This window comes from Micromonospora sp. NPDC005686 (genome assembly GCF_042871665.1).
In the GTDB taxonomy this organism is placed as follows: domain Bacteria; phylum Actinomycetota; class Actinomycetes; order Mycobacteriales; family Micromonosporaceae; genus Micromonospora.
In genome coordinates this window covers 710,405-725,191 of the sequence record NZ_JBIAIY010000001.1, presented here as the reverse complement: position 1 = coordinate 725,191, position 14,787 = coordinate 710,405, and the positions used below count along the sequence as shown (strand labels likewise).

At 74.4% G+C, this 14,787-nt stretch carries 15 protein-coding genes; 8 read left to right on the top strand and 7 right to left on the bottom strand.

From position 1 onward, the window contains the following. The first annotated feature begins 132 nt into the window (after positions 1-132). A complete protein-coding gene (locus ACFYON_RS03380; protein WP_355014924.1) occupies positions 133-912 on the top strand; it encodes a D-Ala-D-Ala carboxypeptidase family metallohydrolase in 780 nt (259 codons plus the stop codon). Positions 913-1,165: 253 nt separating this feature from the next. Here ACFYON_RS03380 and ACFYON_RS03375 read toward each other — a convergent pair whose 3' ends face one another. From ACFYON_RS03375 to ACFYON_RS03365, 3 genes are all read right to left on the bottom strand, one after another. Next, positions 1,166-1,636: a hypothetical protein gene (locus ACFYON_RS03375; RefSeq protein ID WP_354873391.1), complete on the bottom strand. Its 471-nt coding sequence runs from the start codon at positions 1,634-1,636 to the stop codon at positions 1,166-1,168. Positions 1,637-1,744: 108 nt separating this feature from the next. Further along, positions 1,745-2,416: a response regulator gene (locus ACFYON_RS03370; RefSeq protein WP_387187329.1), complete on the bottom strand. Its 672-nt coding sequence runs from the start codon at positions 2,414-2,416 to the stop codon at positions 1,745-1,747. Then, the gene (locus ACFYON_RS03365) at positions 2,413-3,651 is read right to left on the bottom strand and encodes a histidine kinase (protein WP_355014922.1); all 1,239 of its coding nucleotides are present in this window, start codon (positions 3,649-3,651) and stop codon (positions 2,413-2,415) included. Before ACFYON_RS03365 ends, ACFYON_RS03370 begins: the two co-directional genes overlap by 4 nt. Positions 3,652-3,783: 132 nt before the next feature. On the opposite strand from ACFYON_RS03365, the gene ACFYON_RS03360 reads away from it, so the two are divergent. From ACFYON_RS03360 to ACFYON_RS03350, 3 genes are read left to right on the top strand one after another with little or no spacing between them, the layout of a single operon-like run. Then, positions 3,784-4,683, top strand: a complete 900-nt coding sequence (locus ACFYON_RS03360; protein WP_354873385.1) for an ATP-binding cassette domain-containing protein — start codon at positions 3,784-3,786, stop codon at positions 4,681-4,683. Then, complete coding sequence (locus tag ACFYON_RS03355; protein WP_355014921.1) at positions 4,680-5,465, top strand: ABC transporter permease; 786 nt, start codon at positions 4,680-4,682, stop codon at positions 5,463-5,465. Before ACFYON_RS03360 ends, ACFYON_RS03355 begins: the two co-directional genes overlap by 4 nt. Positions 5,466-5,467: 2 nt before the next feature. Beyond that, on the top strand, positions 5,468-6,172 hold the full coding sequence (locus tag ACFYON_RS03350; protein WP_354873381.1) for a hypothetical protein: 705 nt from the start codon (positions 5,468-5,470) through the stop codon (positions 6,170-6,172). A gap of 83 nt (positions 6,173-6,255) precedes the next feature. Here ACFYON_RS03350 and ACFYON_RS03345 read toward each other — a convergent pair whose 3' ends face one another. Both ACFYON_RS03345 and ACFYON_RS03340 read right to left on the bottom strand, forming a co-directional pair. Continuing rightward, a complete protein-coding gene (locus tag ACFYON_RS03345; protein WP_355014920.1) occupies positions 6,256-7,722 on the bottom strand; it encodes a serine hydrolase domain-containing protein in 1,467 nt (488 codons plus the stop codon). 32 nt (positions 7,723-7,754) lie between these two features. Next, on the bottom strand, positions 7,755-8,267 hold the full coding sequence (locus tag ACFYON_RS03340; RefSeq protein WP_354873377.1) for an ArsR family transcriptional regulator: 513 nt from the start codon (positions 8,265-8,267) through the stop codon (positions 7,755-7,757). A gap of 158 nt (positions 8,268-8,425) precedes the next feature. Here ACFYON_RS03340 and ACFYON_RS03335 point away from each other — a divergent pair, with 158 nt between their 5' ends. The 3 genes from ACFYON_RS03335 to ACFYON_RS03325 are packed head-to-tail and all read left to right on the top strand — an operon-like array spanning position 8,426 to position 11,716. Then, the gene (locus ACFYON_RS03335; RefSeq protein ID WP_354873375.1) at positions 8,426-9,247 is read left to right on the top strand and encodes a CDP-alcohol phosphatidyltransferase family protein; all 822 of its coding nucleotides are present in this window, start codon (positions 8,426-8,428) and stop codon (positions 9,245-9,247) included. Further along, complete coding sequence (locus ACFYON_RS03330) at positions 9,244-10,947, top strand: sulfatase (RefSeq protein WP_354873373.1); 1,704 nt, start codon at positions 9,244-9,246, stop codon at positions 10,945-10,947. Before ACFYON_RS03335 ends, ACFYON_RS03330 begins: the two co-directional genes overlap by 4 nt. Before the next feature lie 13 nt (positions 10,948-10,960). Next, positions 10,961-11,716 (top strand): FkbM family methyltransferase, encoded by a 756-nt coding sequence (locus ACFYON_RS03325; RefSeq protein WP_354873545.1) that lies wholly within the window; start codon positions 10,961-10,963, stop codon positions 11,714-11,716. Between the two features lie 9 nt (positions 11,717-11,725). Here the strand turns inward: ACFYON_RS03325 and ACFYON_RS03320 are convergent, their stop codons facing one another. Then, complete coding sequence (locus ACFYON_RS03320; protein WP_387188976.1) at positions 11,726-12,715, bottom strand: MBL fold metallo-hydrolase; 990 nt, start codon at positions 12,713-12,715, stop codon at positions 11,726-11,728. Between the two features lie 141 nt (positions 12,716-12,856). Then, a complete protein-coding gene (locus tag ACFYON_RS03315; RefSeq protein ID WP_354873370.1) occupies positions 12,857-13,738 on the bottom strand; it encodes a serine hydrolase in 882 nt (293 codons plus the stop codon). A gap of 38 nt (positions 13,739-13,776) precedes the next feature. On the opposite strand from ACFYON_RS03315, the gene ACFYON_RS03310 reads away from it, so the two are divergent. After that, a complete protein-coding gene (locus ACFYON_RS03310; RefSeq protein ID WP_354873368.1) occupies positions 13,777-14,754 on the top strand; it encodes a LysR substrate-binding domain-containing protein in 978 nt (325 codons plus the stop codon). Positions 14,755-14,787: the final 33 nt, after the last annotated feature.

Genomic DNA, 14,787 nt, shown 5'->3' with positions numbered 1-14,787 from the left:
ACCGCCTGATGTGAGAACAATTTCGGCTAATCACCACGAAGATTCCTCGCACCTGTCACGGTGAGAGAGACGGGACGTACCGGTCGATGTGCCCGTCGAACCCCAGTTCCGCTCTGACATCGGGAGGACTCTGTGCGCGTCAACACCCTGAAGCGGGCGGCGGTCGCGTTCGCGCTGGCCCTGCCCGGGGCCGCCGTGTCGACCGTCGTGGCCGCGCCACCGGCCCACGCCGACGGCTGCTACACCTGGAACCGGACCCTGTCACAGGGGCGCTCCGGCTCCGATGTGCGGCAGCTCCAGATCCGGGTGGCCGGCTGGGCCGGGTACGCCGGCATCGTCCGGGTCGACGGCATCTACGGCCCGGAGACGGCCGCCGCGGTCAAGCGCTTCCAGGCCGCGTACGGGCTGCGCGCCGACGGTGTGGCCGGGCCGCAGACGTTCGCCAAGATCTACGGCCTGCAGAAGGACAGCGACTGCACGCCGCAGCACTTCAGCTACGCCGAACTGGACAACGGCTGCGGCAAGGGCGGATGGGCCGGCGGCCCGCTCTCGTCGGCGGCCACCAAGGAGAACGCGCTGCGCACCATGTGGAAGCTGGAGGCGCTGCGGCGCAGCCTCGGCGACAAGCCGCTCTACGTGACCAGCGGGTTCCGCAGCATCGCCTGCAACCGGCAGGTCGGTGGCGCCGCGGAGAGCCAGCACCTCTACGGCAACGCGGCCGACCTGATCGCCAAGCACCGCAACCTCTGCGAGATCGCCCGATCGGCCCGCGACCAGGGCTTCAGCGGCATCTACGGGCCCGGCTACCCGGACCACGACGACCACACGCACGTGGACTCGCGGCGGGAGAACAACCGGGACAAGGTGGCGAACACCAGGGACTGGTCCGCCCCGGACTGCGGCGTCGAGTGACGCGGTGACGGCGGCCCGGCACGGGGGTGGGGGCTCCCCGGCCGGGCCGCCGTCGGCATGCTCCGGCGCGATCGACGCCACTCCGCGACGGGGCGTGGACGCGACCGGAACGGGACGCCGGGCGTCACCTCACCCGGACCGGCGGGCCTGGGTGGGCCCGCCCGGGGCCGGGCGAGGGCTCGGCGTCAGCTCGCCCGGGACCAGGCGAGGGCTTGAGGGTCAGCTCGCCCGGGACCGGGCGAGGGCTCGGGGGTCAGCTCGCCCTGGGCCAGCGGGGGCGGGCGGCGGGTGCGGGCCGCCCGGCGACGGGCCGCATCCCGGGCCGCACCGGCGGCGCGGCGACCCGAGGGACCGGACCGCGGGCCGCCTGGGCCGCGGCGGCCGGGCGGGCGACCTGCCCCGGGGCCGGACGCGCGCCGGACCGACCGGTCAGCACGAACGGGAAGGGCACGTGCACGAACGGGTTGCCGTGCCGGATCAGCGCGTCGATCTGCCGGTCGTTGAGACCGTGTGTCTCCAGCACACGCCGGCCCCAGCGATGCAACCGGCAGGGAAAAGACGACCCGTCGTTGCGGCACTTCGGCCCCGCGGGCCACTCCTCGGCGGCGTGCACCACCACCGCCCGGACCGCGAGGCGGACGTCCTCGGGGGTCAAGGGCGCCGGGACCGGCACCTCGCCCAGGATCTGGTCGATGGGATCCGTCGACTGCTCACCAACTCGCACGGCAGGCCTCCCGCAGTTCGGCAGCGGTGCGGCGGAACGGCCGCACCACATCCTCGACCACTGGTACGGCCGGGAAACGGCAGCAGTTCAATCCCGCCACGCGGCGAGTCAGACCAGGCCGGCGTCCTGGACCAGCAGGGCCACCTGCACGCGGTTGTTCAGGTCGAGCTTCGTCAGCAGACGCGACACGTACGCCTTCACCGTCGCCACGCTCATGAACAGCTCGGCGGAGATCTCCGCGTTGGTCCGGCCCCGGCCGAGCAGCACCGCGACCTCCCGCTCCCGCTCGGAGAGCCCGTCGAGCAGCCGTACCGCCCGCTCCCGTTTCGGATCCGGACCGCGCGCCGGCGCGGTGCCGGTGACGTGCGCGATGAGTTTGCGGGTCACCGCCGGGGACAGCGTCGCCTCCCCCGCCGCGACCCGGCGTACCGCCGCCACGATGTCGGCCGGCGGGGTGTCCTTGAGCAGGAAACCGCTCGCCCCGGCGCGCAGCGCACGCAGCACCTGCTCGTCGGCGTCGAAGGTGGTGAGCACCAGCACCTCGGGCGGCTCGGCGGTGGCGCGCAGCGCCTCGGTGGCGGCCAGCCCGTCGACCCGGGGCATGCGGATGTCCATCAGCACCACGTCCGGGGCGTACGCGGCGACGGCGTCGGGCACCTCGGCGCCGTCGGTGGCCTCGCCGACCACAGTCAGGTCGGGCACCCCGCCGAGGATCATCGACAGCGCGCCGCGGACCAGTGGGTCGTCGTCGACGATCAGCACCCGTACCGGGGCGCTCACTGAGCCGCCGCCCAGGGCAGCCACGCGGTCAGCCGGAACGTGCTGTCGGCGTCCCGCCCGTGCTCCAGGCGGCCACCGGCGAGCGTGACCCGTTCGGCGATCCCGACCAGCCCGGTGCCGGTGCCCGGGATGGCGGTCGCGGGCGCACCGACGGGCCACGGGTTGACGATCTCCACCGCCAGCCCCTCCCCCGGGCCGCCGGCCAGCCGGACCGTCACCACCGCCCCGGGCGCGTGCTTGCGGGCGTTCGTCAGCCCCTCCTGCACGATCCGGTAGGCGCTGCGCCCGATCGCCGCGGGCACCGCCTCCTGCTCGATCACCTCGTCGACCACGGTGACCCGTACCCCGGCGTCGCGGCTCTCCGCGACGAGCGCCGGCACGTCGGCAAGCGTGGGCTGCGGCCGTTCCGGCGTGGCCTCGGAGCCGACATCGGCCCGCAGCACGCCGATCACCTCGCGCAGGTCCTGGAGCGCGGCGTGCGCGCTGGCCCGGATCACGCCGGCCGCCCGGGCGACCTCGTCCGGCGGCGCGTCCGGCCGGAACTCCAGCGCGCCCGCGTGCAGGCTGAGCAGGGAGATCCGGTGGGCGAGCACGTCGTGCATCTCCCGGGCGATCCGGCCGCGTTCGAGTTGCCGGGCCTGGTCGAGCCGGAGTTGCTGCTCGGCCTCGGCCCGTTCGGCGCGGTCCCGCAGGGACAGCACCAGTTGGCGTCGGGCCCGGACGAACAGCGCCCACGCCACCACCACGCCGATGCACAGCGCGGTCCAGACCACGGAGGCCCAGAACGGCATGGTCGGGTCGGGCCGGACGGCGAGGTAGACCGGCAGGACCAGCAGGTTCCAGCCCACCACGGCCAGACCCACCGGCAGCGGCCGGTGCACCAGCACCGTGAACGTGATGACCAGCAGCGCCAGGCCGGCGGTGACCGAGAAGAGTGCCAGCGGCGCGGTCGCCACCGCGAGCCCGACCGGCCAGCGCCGGCGCAGCCACAGCGCACCGCTGATGAGGAAGCCGATCCGCAGGTCGAACTCCACCAGCCAGGCCGGGCCGGTGTTGAGTCCGAACTCCGGGGTGGCGCTGGTGACGTCGCCGTGCGCGAGGAGCACCCAGAGCAGCGCCGCCACGAAGAGCAGGCCGTCGACGAGCCAGTCCCGCGGGGTTCGCCGGGCGGCCCGGGCGGGCACCAGGGAGCCCGGCAGGAGCCAGGGATGATCGGGTACGGCGGCGCTGGTCACCCGTCCATGCTAGGAAGCCGTCCGGACCGGCTACCAGCTACCAAAGTCGACGTCTGCGGTGAACCGAGGTCGACGGTGACGGCGACCGCCGGCCGCAGCGCGTGACCGGGTGGCCCCGGCAGGCTCGACGGCATGATCGAAGTCGACCAACTCACCAAGCGGTACGGCCCGCACACCGCCGTCGCGGATGTCACGTTTCGGTGTGAACCTGGCTCGGTGACCGGTTTCCTGGGTCCGAACGGCGCCGGGAAGTCCACCACGATGCGGATGATCTGCGGGATGACGCCGCCCACCTCGGGTGACGCGACTGTCGCCGGCCGCCCGTACCGCGACCTGCCCAATCCGGGGCGGGAGATCGGCGTGCTGCTCGACGCGTCGGCCCAGCACGCCGGACGCTCCGGGCGGGAGACGCTCACGCTCGCCGCCCGCACCATGGGCGTGGACCGGGAGCGGGTGGCGGCGGCACTCGACCGGGTCGGGCTGAACGACACCGCGGCCCGGCGCCGCGTCGGCGCGTACTCCCTGGGGATGCGGCAGCGGCTCGGCCTGGCGCTGGCGCTGCTGGGCGACCCCCGGGTCCTGATCCTGGACGAGCCGGCCAACGGCCTCGACCCGGAGGGGATCTTCTGGATGCGCGGCCTGCTGCGCGACTTCGCCGACCGGGGCGGCACTGTGCTGCTCTCCTCGCACCTGCTGCGGGAGGTGGAGGCGGTGGCCGACCGGCTGGTGGTGATCGGCGGCGGCCGGGTGGTCGCCCAGGGCGGCAAGGACGAGCTGCTCGCCGGCGCCGGCACGCTGGTGCGCGCCCGAGACCCGCAGGCGCTGCGCCTCACGCTGGACCGGGCCGCGCTGCCCGCGTCCCCCGGCACCGACGGCGGCCTCGTCGTCCGGGCCGAGCCGGGCGAGGTCGGTCAGGCCGCGGCGGACGCCGGACTGGTCCTCACCGAGCTGCGCCCGGCCGGCAGCGGCGGCCTGGAACAACTCTTCCTCACCCTCACCGCCGGCGCGTCGACCAAGGAGGCCGTCCGATGACCACCACAGCCGTTCCGACCGCCCCGCCGCGGCACGACCCGGCCGTCGCGGGGCCCTCGCCGGCCCGGCTGACCGGCGTGGAGCTGCGCAAGCTGGCCGACACCCGGGCCGGACGCTGGCTGCTGATCACGATCGGGCTGGTCGCCGCGGTGATCGTGGTGGTGCAACTGTTCGTCCTCGACGCGCCGGAACAGACGTTCACCGCCTTCTTCACCCCGTCGCTGCTGCCGGCCGGCCTGCTGCTGCCGGTGCTCGGCATCCTCTCCATCACCGGCGAGTGGTCGCAGCGCACCGCGCTCACCACGTTCGCGCTGGTGCCACGCCGGGAGCGGGTGATCGTCGCCAAACTCGCCGCGGTGGTGCTCGCCGCACTCGCCTCGGTTCTCGTCAGCCTGGCCGTCGCCGCCGTCGGCACGCTCGCCGCCCGCGCCACCGGCGGAGCGGGGGCCTGGACGTTCGACTGGCAGCTGCTGCCCCACGCGGCCGTGTTCCAGGTGGTGAACGTGCTGATGGGCGCCGGTTTCGGCCTGCTGCTGCTGAACACGCCGCTGGCGATCGTCACCTACCTGCTGCTGCCCACCGTGTGGAGCCTGCTGTCCGCGATGATCTCCAGGCTGCGTGAGCCGGCCCGCTGGCTGGACACCTCGCGCACGATGGAGCCGCTGCTCGGCGCCGAGATGACCGGCGGGCAGTGGGGCCGGCTCGGCGTCTCGCTCGCCGTCTGGGTGCTCCTGCCGCTGGCCGTCGGCCTGGCCCGCACGCTACGCCGGGAGGTGTCGTGACAATGGCGGCCCGGGGAATCGGCGAGGACGTCGTGGTCGACGGCGGACGCGGCGAGCTGGTGTTCATGTGGGTGGGATTCCCACTGCTCGGGGCCGGGCTCGGTGCCGGCCTGACGGCGCTGTCCGGCTGGATCGCCGGGCTGCCCTGGTTCCCGTTCCAGGGCTTGTTCGAGCTGTTCGCCGGCTGGCCGGACGAGCGGGCGTACCCGGTCGGGGCCGGGGTGGGCCTGCTCGGCGGCCTGTTCGTGGCGCTGGTGGCGGTCCGCGAGCGGCTGACCGTCACGGTCGGGCACCGGACGGTACGGCTGCACCGCGACGGGCACGGCCGGGACGTGGCCCGCGCCGACGTGGCGGGGGTGTTCGTCGACGGTGAGGCGCTGGTGCTGCTCGACACCGCCGGTGGCGAGCTGGCCCGGGAGAAGTCCGACCTGGACGCCGAGCGGTTGCGCGCGGCGTTCACCCGGCAGGGCTGGCCGTGGACCGGGCAGGACCCGCACCGGGACGCGTACCGGAGGTGGGTCGAGGGGCTGCCCGACCTGCCGCCGGGCGCGGACGCCCTGCTGCGCGCCCGGCAGCGGGCGCTCGACGGCGGCCACGACGCCGAGACCCGGGAGCTGCACGGGGAGCTGGCCCGGCTCGGCGTGGTGGTCCGCGACGAGGGCAAACGGCAGTACTGGCGGCTGGTCCCCGGACCGCCGGCGCGGTGACGGCCTCCCGCCGCGCTGCGATCTTCGAACCGAGGATTTTGCGTTCGGCCATGGCGGGTGCGGCTCGTCGGACGGCGGCGGCCTCAGGCGGCGATCACCACCACGGCAAGCGCGGCGAAGGCGGCGGACAGCGCCGCGCCGGTCCAGCGTTGCCACGGCGGCGCCCCGGCCACCAGCGGCAACCCGCGCCACCGCTGGACGGCGGGCACCACCGCGGCTCCGGCAAGCGCGGCGCCGAGCGGCCAGATCCAGCCCGGCACCACCGACCAGTCGCCGAGCCGGTGGCCGAGGCCCAGGGAGACCACCGCCCAGGTCGCGTCGGAGAGCACCGTCACCCGGTCCTGTCCGCCCCGCGCGGTGCTCCACAGCGACAGCCCGCCGAGGAACGTGAACGCCAGCGCGAGCGCGGCGCCGATCCATCCGTCCAGGCCGGTCGACTCGTCCGCCGCGTCGCCCCGGACGTCGAGCAGCCGCAGGCCGATCGGATCCACGTCGCGCGTGGTGTTGCCGAGCACCACCACGCCCCGGCCGGCGGCCCGGTCGAAGCCCAGATACGCCCGGAAGCCGCCGGTTCCCCCGTTGTGCCAGACGATCTCCCGGTCGCCGTGGCGGCTGGTGAACCAGCCGTACCCGATCCGGCGGTCGTCCCCGGCGTCGAAGCGGGGCGTGGCGGCGTCGGCGCCGGGGGCCGTGCCGGCGAGCATCGCGGCGGTGAGCCGGGCCAGGTCCTCGGCCGTGGACCAGATCCCGACGCCGGCCGGGGCGTAGCCCGCGCCCAGCCACGGGTCGGCGGACCGGCCGGCGGCGGTGGCGCCCTCGGCCCGCCGGGGCGGCAGGTGCCCGGCGTCGGTGGCGGCCAGGGTGCCGGTCATGCCCAGTGGACTCAGCACGTCCCGCCGGACCAGTTCCGGGTAGCCGACGCCGGCCCGGGCCGCCAGCGCCTGGCCGAGCAGCGCCGCGCCGAAGTTCGAGTAGGAGACGGTGCCCCGGTCGCCGCCCGGCTCGGTGCTCCCGGCGGCGGCGACGACCCGGTCCACGTCGTAGCCGGCGTACGCGTTCCCGGCCGTGGACGCCGCCCACCACGTGCGGACCATCGCGCCGGCGGAGCCGAGTGCCAGCCGGGGCAGCCCGGCCCGATGACTGGCCAGTTCGGCGAGGGTTACCTCACCGGCCGGACCGGTCACGCCGGGCAGGACGGCGGCCAACCGGTCGTCGGGACCGACCGCGCCGGCCGCCACCTGCCGGGCCAGAAGCATGCCGGTGAGCGGCTTGGCGATCGAGCCGATCTCGAACGGGGTGCCCGGTTCGACGACCGGCCCGCCGCGAGCCCGCTCGCCGAGGCCCGCCACGCGGATCCGGTCGCCCTCGATCACGGCCACCGCCAGACCGCGCAGCCCTTCGGGATCGTCGACGGCGGCACGGACGGTAGCGGCCAGGTCCGCGTCGCCGGTCTGCTGCGGGCCCAGTTGCGGGGGCTCCGGCTTCAGGACCGCCGCCACGGCCGCCGCGGCGAGGCCGGCGGCGACGGTGAGAACGATCGGGGTACGCATGGTGCTGCCTTCCGTCGGGGTGGGTGGCCGGGTCAGCGGCGGGCGGCGGTGAGGATGGCCAGCAGCGGCACCACCCGCTCGGGCGGTATGTCGTAGCGCCCGCGTGCGCCGCTGCGCAGCCAGCCGGCGGCGGCGAGGTGCCGCAGGTGGTGGTGGAGCTGGCCGGTGGTGCCGATCCCGTCCAGGTCGGCCAGTTCGGCGGTGCCGTGCCGCCCGCCGAGGATCTCCCGCAGCAGGCGCAGCCGCACCGGATGCGCCAGCGCCGTGAGCGTGCCGGCCAGTGTCGTCCAGTCGTCGTCGAGCAGGTCGTCGACGGTGGCGCCGTACTGCCAGTCGTAGTTGCGGTCCCCGGTGCGGACGGTGCCGGTGTAGAGGACCGCGCCCGCGCCGTCGGCGGGAACCCGCTGCTTCAGGCCGCCCAGCGCCCAGAAGACGTCCGCCGGCACGACCTCGCTGTTCGCTTCGCCGGCTTCGGCATCCCGCTCGCCGGCCAGCCGGGCCACCTGGGCCTCCAGGGCCGCCAGCCGTTCCTCCACGCTTGCCACGACCGCTATGGTACGGAAGTACGTACTTACGTGCAAGCAAACAAACGAGCGGAGCCGCTGATGGCGCGACTACTCATGGCGCGTTTCCGGTATCAGAACGAACCGTTCGGGCATGTTCTCCGTACACAGGTGTGGTACGTGACGTCTACCTCGGAGGCATGGTGTCCGCACTTCGAACTGATCCATTCGCGGGGGCGATTCTCCAGGTCGGCGTACTCGCGGCCCTGGCCGGCACGGTCGGCCTGAGCGCGTACGGCTGGCTGGCCGGTCTGCTCTTCGGGGTGGTGATGGTCGCGGCACTCGGCTACGGGCTGCGCCGCTCGGGTGCGGACCGGCTCGGGCCGGCCGACTGGGTGACGCTCACCAGGGCGACGCTCACCGGTGGCGTCGCCGCGTTGGCAGTCGACTCGTTCCGCGGCCCGATCGCGGTCCCGCTCCTGGTCGCGCTGGCAGCCGTGGCACTCTCCCTCGACTGGGTCGACGGGCAGGTGGCCCGGCGTACCGGCACGACCAGCGCGCTGGGCGCCCGGTTCGACATGGAGGTCGACTCCTTCCTCGTCCTCGTCCTCTGCGGGTACGTCGCCGGCCAGGTGGGCGCCGGGGTGCTGGTGATCGGCGCGATGCGGTACGCCTTCGTCGCCGCCGGCTGGGTGCTGCCGTGGATGCGCGGCTCGCTGCCGCCGCGCTACTGGCGCAAGGTGGTCGCCGCCGCGCAGGGCATCGCGCTGGCGGTGGTCGCGGCGGGCGTACTGCCCCGGCCACTGGCGGTGGCGGTGCTTCTCGGCGCGCTCGCGATGCTCGTCGAGTCGTTCGGCCGCGACGTCGCCTGGTTGTGGCGGCACCGCGTACCGTCGCGGCGGCGCCCGGCGGCGCTCCCGGCCGCGCCGGTCTCCCCCGCACCGGCGGGCCACCGGCCCGAGTGGGCGCCGGGCGTGCGGATCGCGCGGCAGCCCGCCGAGGCCGGCGGGCGACGCCGGTGAGCGACCTGTCCTCCCGGGCGGACGACGACGACACCCGGCACGGCACCGCAACCGACCGCATCACGACCGACGACACCGCGGCCCCCGGCCGGCAGCGTGCCGGGCGGCTGGTCGCCGCGACGGTCACCGCGCTGGCCGCCGCGCTCGTCCTGGTGGCGCTCGTCGCGCCGAGCGACGTCAACCGGTTCAGTCCCGGCGCGTTCCTGCGCATCCCGGTGGAAGGGCTGGTCGCCGTCGCCCTGTTGCTGGTTCTGCCGGCACGTCCGCGCCGGGTGGCGGCCACGATTCTCGGTGTGCTGCTCGGCCTGGTCCTCGTCCTCAAGGTCACCGACCTCGGGTTCTCGCTGGTGCTGGACCGCTCCTTCGACCTGATCGCCGACTGGACGTTCCTCGGCGCGGGTGCGGAGTTCCTCTCCGAGTCGTACGGTCGCGCCGCCGAGGTGGGCGCGGTGGCGCTCGCGGTGGTCGCGGTGCTCGCCGTACCGCTGCTGGTGACACTGTCGGTGCGGCGGCTGACCCGGGTCGTGGCCGCGAACCGGATGGTGACCGCGCGCGCGGCCACCGCGTTCGCCGCGGCCTGGGTGGTCTGCGCCGTGCTCGGCGCCCAGATCGTGCCCGGCGTCCCGGTCGCCGCCGACACGGTGGCGGCCGGCCTCTACGACCGGGCCCGGCAGGTACGGGCAGGCCTCAACGACCAGGAGAGGCTCAACACGCAGCTCGCCGGCGACCCGTTCCAGAACGTGCCGGGCGAGCAGTTGCTGACCGCGTTGCGCGGCAAGGACGTGCTGTTCACGTTCGTGGAGAGCTACGGCCGGGTCGCGCTGGAGGACCCGGACCTCGCGCCGGAGGTGGACGCCGTCCTGGACGAGGGGACCCGGCAGTTGCGCGCGGCCGGCTACGGCAGCCGCAGCGCGTTCCTCACCTCGTCCACCACGGGCGGCGGGAGCTGGCTCGCGCACGCCACGCTGATGAGCGGCATCCGGGCGGACAACCAGTTGCGCTACACCAACCTGGTCCGCAGCGACCACCTGACCCTCAACGGCGCGTTCAAGCGCGCCGGCTGGCGCACCACGCTGGTCATGCCGGCGCTCACCCGGGCCTGGCCGGAGGCCGAGTTCTTCTGCCCCGACCAGGTGTACGGCGTGAAGGAGCTCGGCTACCGGGGACCGCTGTTCAGCTTCTCCTCCCCGCCGGACCAGTACACGCTGTCGACGTTCCAGCGCCGGGAACGCGGACCGGGGCACGCACCGGTGATGGCCGAGATCCCGCTGCTGTCCAGCCACATCCCGTGGACGCCGGTACCGCCGCTGGTCGACTGGGACGACGTCGGCGACGGCTCGGTCTACAAGGGGTCGGCGCGCGCCGACCGCTCCGCGGAGGGCACCCGGGAGGCGTACCGGCAGGCGGTGGTCTACACGCTGCGCACGCTCATCTCCTACGTGCAGCGGTACGGCGACGAGAACCTGGTGCTGGTGTTCCTCGGCGACCACCAGCCGGCCCGGGCGGTGACCGGCGAGGGCGCCGGCAAGGACGTGCCGATCACGATCGTGGCGAAGGACCCGGCCGTGCTCGACCGCATCGCCGGGTGGGACTGGCAGGACGGCCTCAACCCCGACCCGCGGGCGCCGGTCTGGCCGATGGAGTCGTTCCGCGACCGGTTCCTGCACGCGTTCGGACCGAAGTCCACCAACCACAGTTAGGGATGTCGTGACGATGCTCGCGCGGGCCTGGGGGATCACCCGTTCCCTGGCCGTCTACCACGGTCAGCCGGCCAAGCACCGGCGTGCCCGGCAGCTCTACGGGCAGTTCCTCTCCCCCGGCGACCTCGCCTTCGACATCGGCGCCCACGTCGGCGGCCGGGTGCGCACCTGGCGGCGGCTGGGCGCGCGCGTGGTGGCGGTCGAGCCGCAGCCGGACTGCGTGCGGGTGCTGCGCCTGGGCTTCGGCCGGGACGCCGACGTGGTCATCGAGCCGACGGCCGTCGGCGCCCGGTCCGGGAGCGCGCGGCTGGAGCTGTCGAGCGCGACGCCGACGGTGTCCACCATGTCGTCGTCCTGGATCGAGTCGGTCACCGCCGATCCGAGCTTCGCCGGGGTCCGCTGGGACCGGTCGATCGAGGTGCCGGTGGTGACGCTGGACGACCTGATCGAACGGCACGGCGTACCGGCCTTCTGCAAGGTCGACGTCGAGGGCTTCGAGGTCGATGTGCTGGCCGGGCTCAGCCGTCCGGTGCGCGGGCTGTCGTTCGAGTACCTGCCGCCCGCGCACGACGCCGCGCTGGCCGCGCTGGAGCTGGTGGAACGGCTGGGCGCGACGGCGGGCGGCTACCGCTACAACTACTCGCCGGTGGAGACCATGCGGTTCGCGAGCGACCGGTGGCTGGACGCGGCCGGGCTGGTGCGCCTGCTGGAGACGTACCGCCCGGCCGGTCGCTCCGGCGACGTCTACGCCCGGCTGGCGGCCTCCTGAGCGACGCCGTCAGAATCGGTACGCGGTGTGGTACTCGGGCACCAGCACGCGGCTGCGCGGCGAGACCCGGCGCACCTCGGCGACGAGGGCGTCGAGGCGTTCCCGGTCGCTGTCTGCGACCGCCGGCGGGTTGGTGAGCGGCGTCTCGAAGTTGTCCCAGTGCACCGGCACCACGACCTTCGGACGGCCCAGCGCGGCCATCAGCCGGGGCACGTAGTCGGCGGTCGCCGTGCTGGCGGCGGAGGCGACCATCGCGACGTCCGGGGCGAGCCCGCTCAGCTTGCGCTCGTCGAAGTCGCTGGCACCCATGAAGAACACCGACGGCCCGCCGTCGATCCGGATCTGGTACGCCAGGGTGTCGCCCTCGGGCAGGTCGGCGATCGTCTCCGGACGGGGCGGCCGGCTGACCCGTACCCCCGGGAAGGCCATCGACCAGGTGGGATTCCGGCTGTGCAGCGAGCCGACCACCTCCACCGTGTACCCGTCGAAGTCGAGCACCTCTCCGCCCTTGACCGGGGCCAGTTGCCCGGCCGGCAGCCCGTACGCCAGCCCGAGGTGGTAGGCGGTGAGCGTGCCGAAGACGCGGGCGCCGGTCCGGGCGGCGATGTGCGGCACGTCGTTGAAGTGGTCCCAGTGGGTGTGGGTGACCAGGATGTTCTCGGCCCGGTCGGCGAGCCGGTCGACCACGTCGGCCGCCACGGTCAGCCGGGTGTCGGGGTTGAACGCCTTCCGGAACAGACCCGTGTCGTACCGGCTCAGGTACGGGTCGACGAGCACCGTCCGGTCCCCGATGTCGATGCGCCAGCCGGAGGTGCCCCACCAGCGGAAACTCACCGCGCCGCCGCGTCGCGTACCGCCGGCGGCGCGGCTCGGCGCGGCGACGGGGCCCGGCCCGGCGGCTCCCGCCGGGGTGCCGGCGACGAGTCCGGCGGCGGCGCCGACGGCGGTGTCGCGTAGAAGTCGTCGGCGGGCGTAGCCGGACGGCCGGTTCTCGGGCATGTGTCGTCCTCCCCGTTCGGGATCGGTGATCGGTAGGCCCAGCCCACCACCCGACCGACGGCGATGTCCAAGATCGACGAGCGCAACGACCGATATCCGGACCGATATCACCGCAGCTCAGCACCGATGCGCCGACCTGGATCAGCGCAACGAGTCGACGGCGGTGCGGGCCGCCTCCCCCATCGCCAGGTCCACGTCGATCCGGCGGGCGGCCAGCCGTTCGCTGCGTACCGCCACCGCGATCGCATACCTACGACCGTCGGGGTACTCCGCGACGCCGGCTTCGAGGTGCAGTCCCGGCAGAGTGCCGGTCTTCCCGGCGACCCGAACCCCGGGTGGGAAGCCGGCGGCTAGCCGGGTCCAGAAGAGTTGCCGTGCCATCAGCTCCCGGACCATGGCGCACGCGGGCACCGGGCCGGCCTCGTCCCGCCACACCAGACGGAGCAGCCGGGTCAGCTCGCGGGCGGTGCTGGAGCTGGTGTGCTCGGGGTCGAAGACCCGCATCGCGCGGATCCGTTCGGGCGACAGCGTGGGGAAGATCCGCGCGAAGTCCGCCTCGGTGCGTGCGCCCACGTCGGAGAGCATCGTCTCGGCGAGTTGCCGGGGGCCGCCGACGATCCGGGTGCGCGGCAGGTCCAGCTCCGCGGCCAGCATCGGCAGCACGTCCGCGCCGACCCGGCGCAGCAGAAGGTCGGCCGCCGTGTTGTCACTCACCGACATGGCCAGATAAGCGAGGTCACGCAGGGAGATCTCGACGTCGTCGGCGCAGCCGGCCACACCCCAGCCGCCGAGCCGGTCGGCGGGACCGACCACCACCCGTTCGGTCGGGTCGAGCTGCCCGGCGGCGGCCTGCCGGGCGAACTCCAGCACCAGCATGATCTTGAAGATGGACGCGATGACGATCTGCTCGTCGGCGCGCAACGCCACTTCACCGCCGGCCGGGTCGTCCACGTCCACGACGTGCAGGCAACCCCGCAACCCGGCCCGTCCGAAGATCTCCGCGACCTGCTCCCCCGCATCCACGCCGACACGGTAACCAGCGACGACGCTAGGGTGCCCGGATGGATCTGCTGCGGCACCTGCGGCATTTCGTGGTGGTCGCCCGGGAACTGCACTTCGGCCGGGCCGCCGAGACGCTGGGCATGGCGCAGCCACCGCTGAGCCAGTCGATCCAGCGGTTGGAACGGGAGCTTGGCGTCACCCTGTTCGACAGGTCGCAGCGCCAGGTCGGCCTCACCACCGCCGGCCAGTTGCTGCTCGGTGAGGCCGACGAACTGCTGGCCGGTGAGCGCCGGCTGCGTCACCTCGCCGAGCGGGTTCGGCGGGGCGCGCTCGGGGTGCTGCGCGCCGGCGTACCCCCGGAGACCCCGGCCGTGACGTTGCGCGCACTGCTCGACGCGCTCGCGGCCCGCGCGCCCGGGCTCGCCCTCGACCTGCACGAACTGACGAGCGCCGAGCAGCACCGGAGGCTTGCGGACGGACGGCTGGACGTCGGCCTGCTGCACCATCCGGTCGACGGGGCCGGGCTGCGCTTCGGCGAGCCGGTGGACGTGCCGGTGGGTGTGCTGCTGCCCCGGGCCTCTCCGCTGGCCCGGCCGCGGGAGATCGCGCTCGCCGATCTGGCCGGCATGGATCTGGTCACCGCGCCGCCGGCCACCGCGCCCGGCTGGCACGAGCATCTGCTGGCCGTGTGCCGGCAGCACGGTTTCACCCCGGCCCGGGTCCGCCCCGCGCGCAACCCGGAGTTCCTGTTCGGTCTGCTCCTGGCCGGCGGCGCGGTGGCCGTCGAGCCCGCCGCGCTGGCCCGCCGGGAACCACGAATCGCCTGGCGACCGATCGCCGGCGCGCCGCTGGTCCGGCGGATCTCCGCGGCCTGGCCGATCCGGGCGGCGCACCCGGCCGCGCCGATGTTCGGCCACCTCGCCACCGAGACGCTCGCCGCCCCCGACGAACAGGGCGAGCCGGCGCTCCTCGCCCCGGCGACCCGGCCCTGGCCGGTGCTGTTCGAGGCCGGCCGGGACGAAAAGTTGGCCCGGTGACCTCCCGCAGTTCACCGCATTCCGGCTAACATC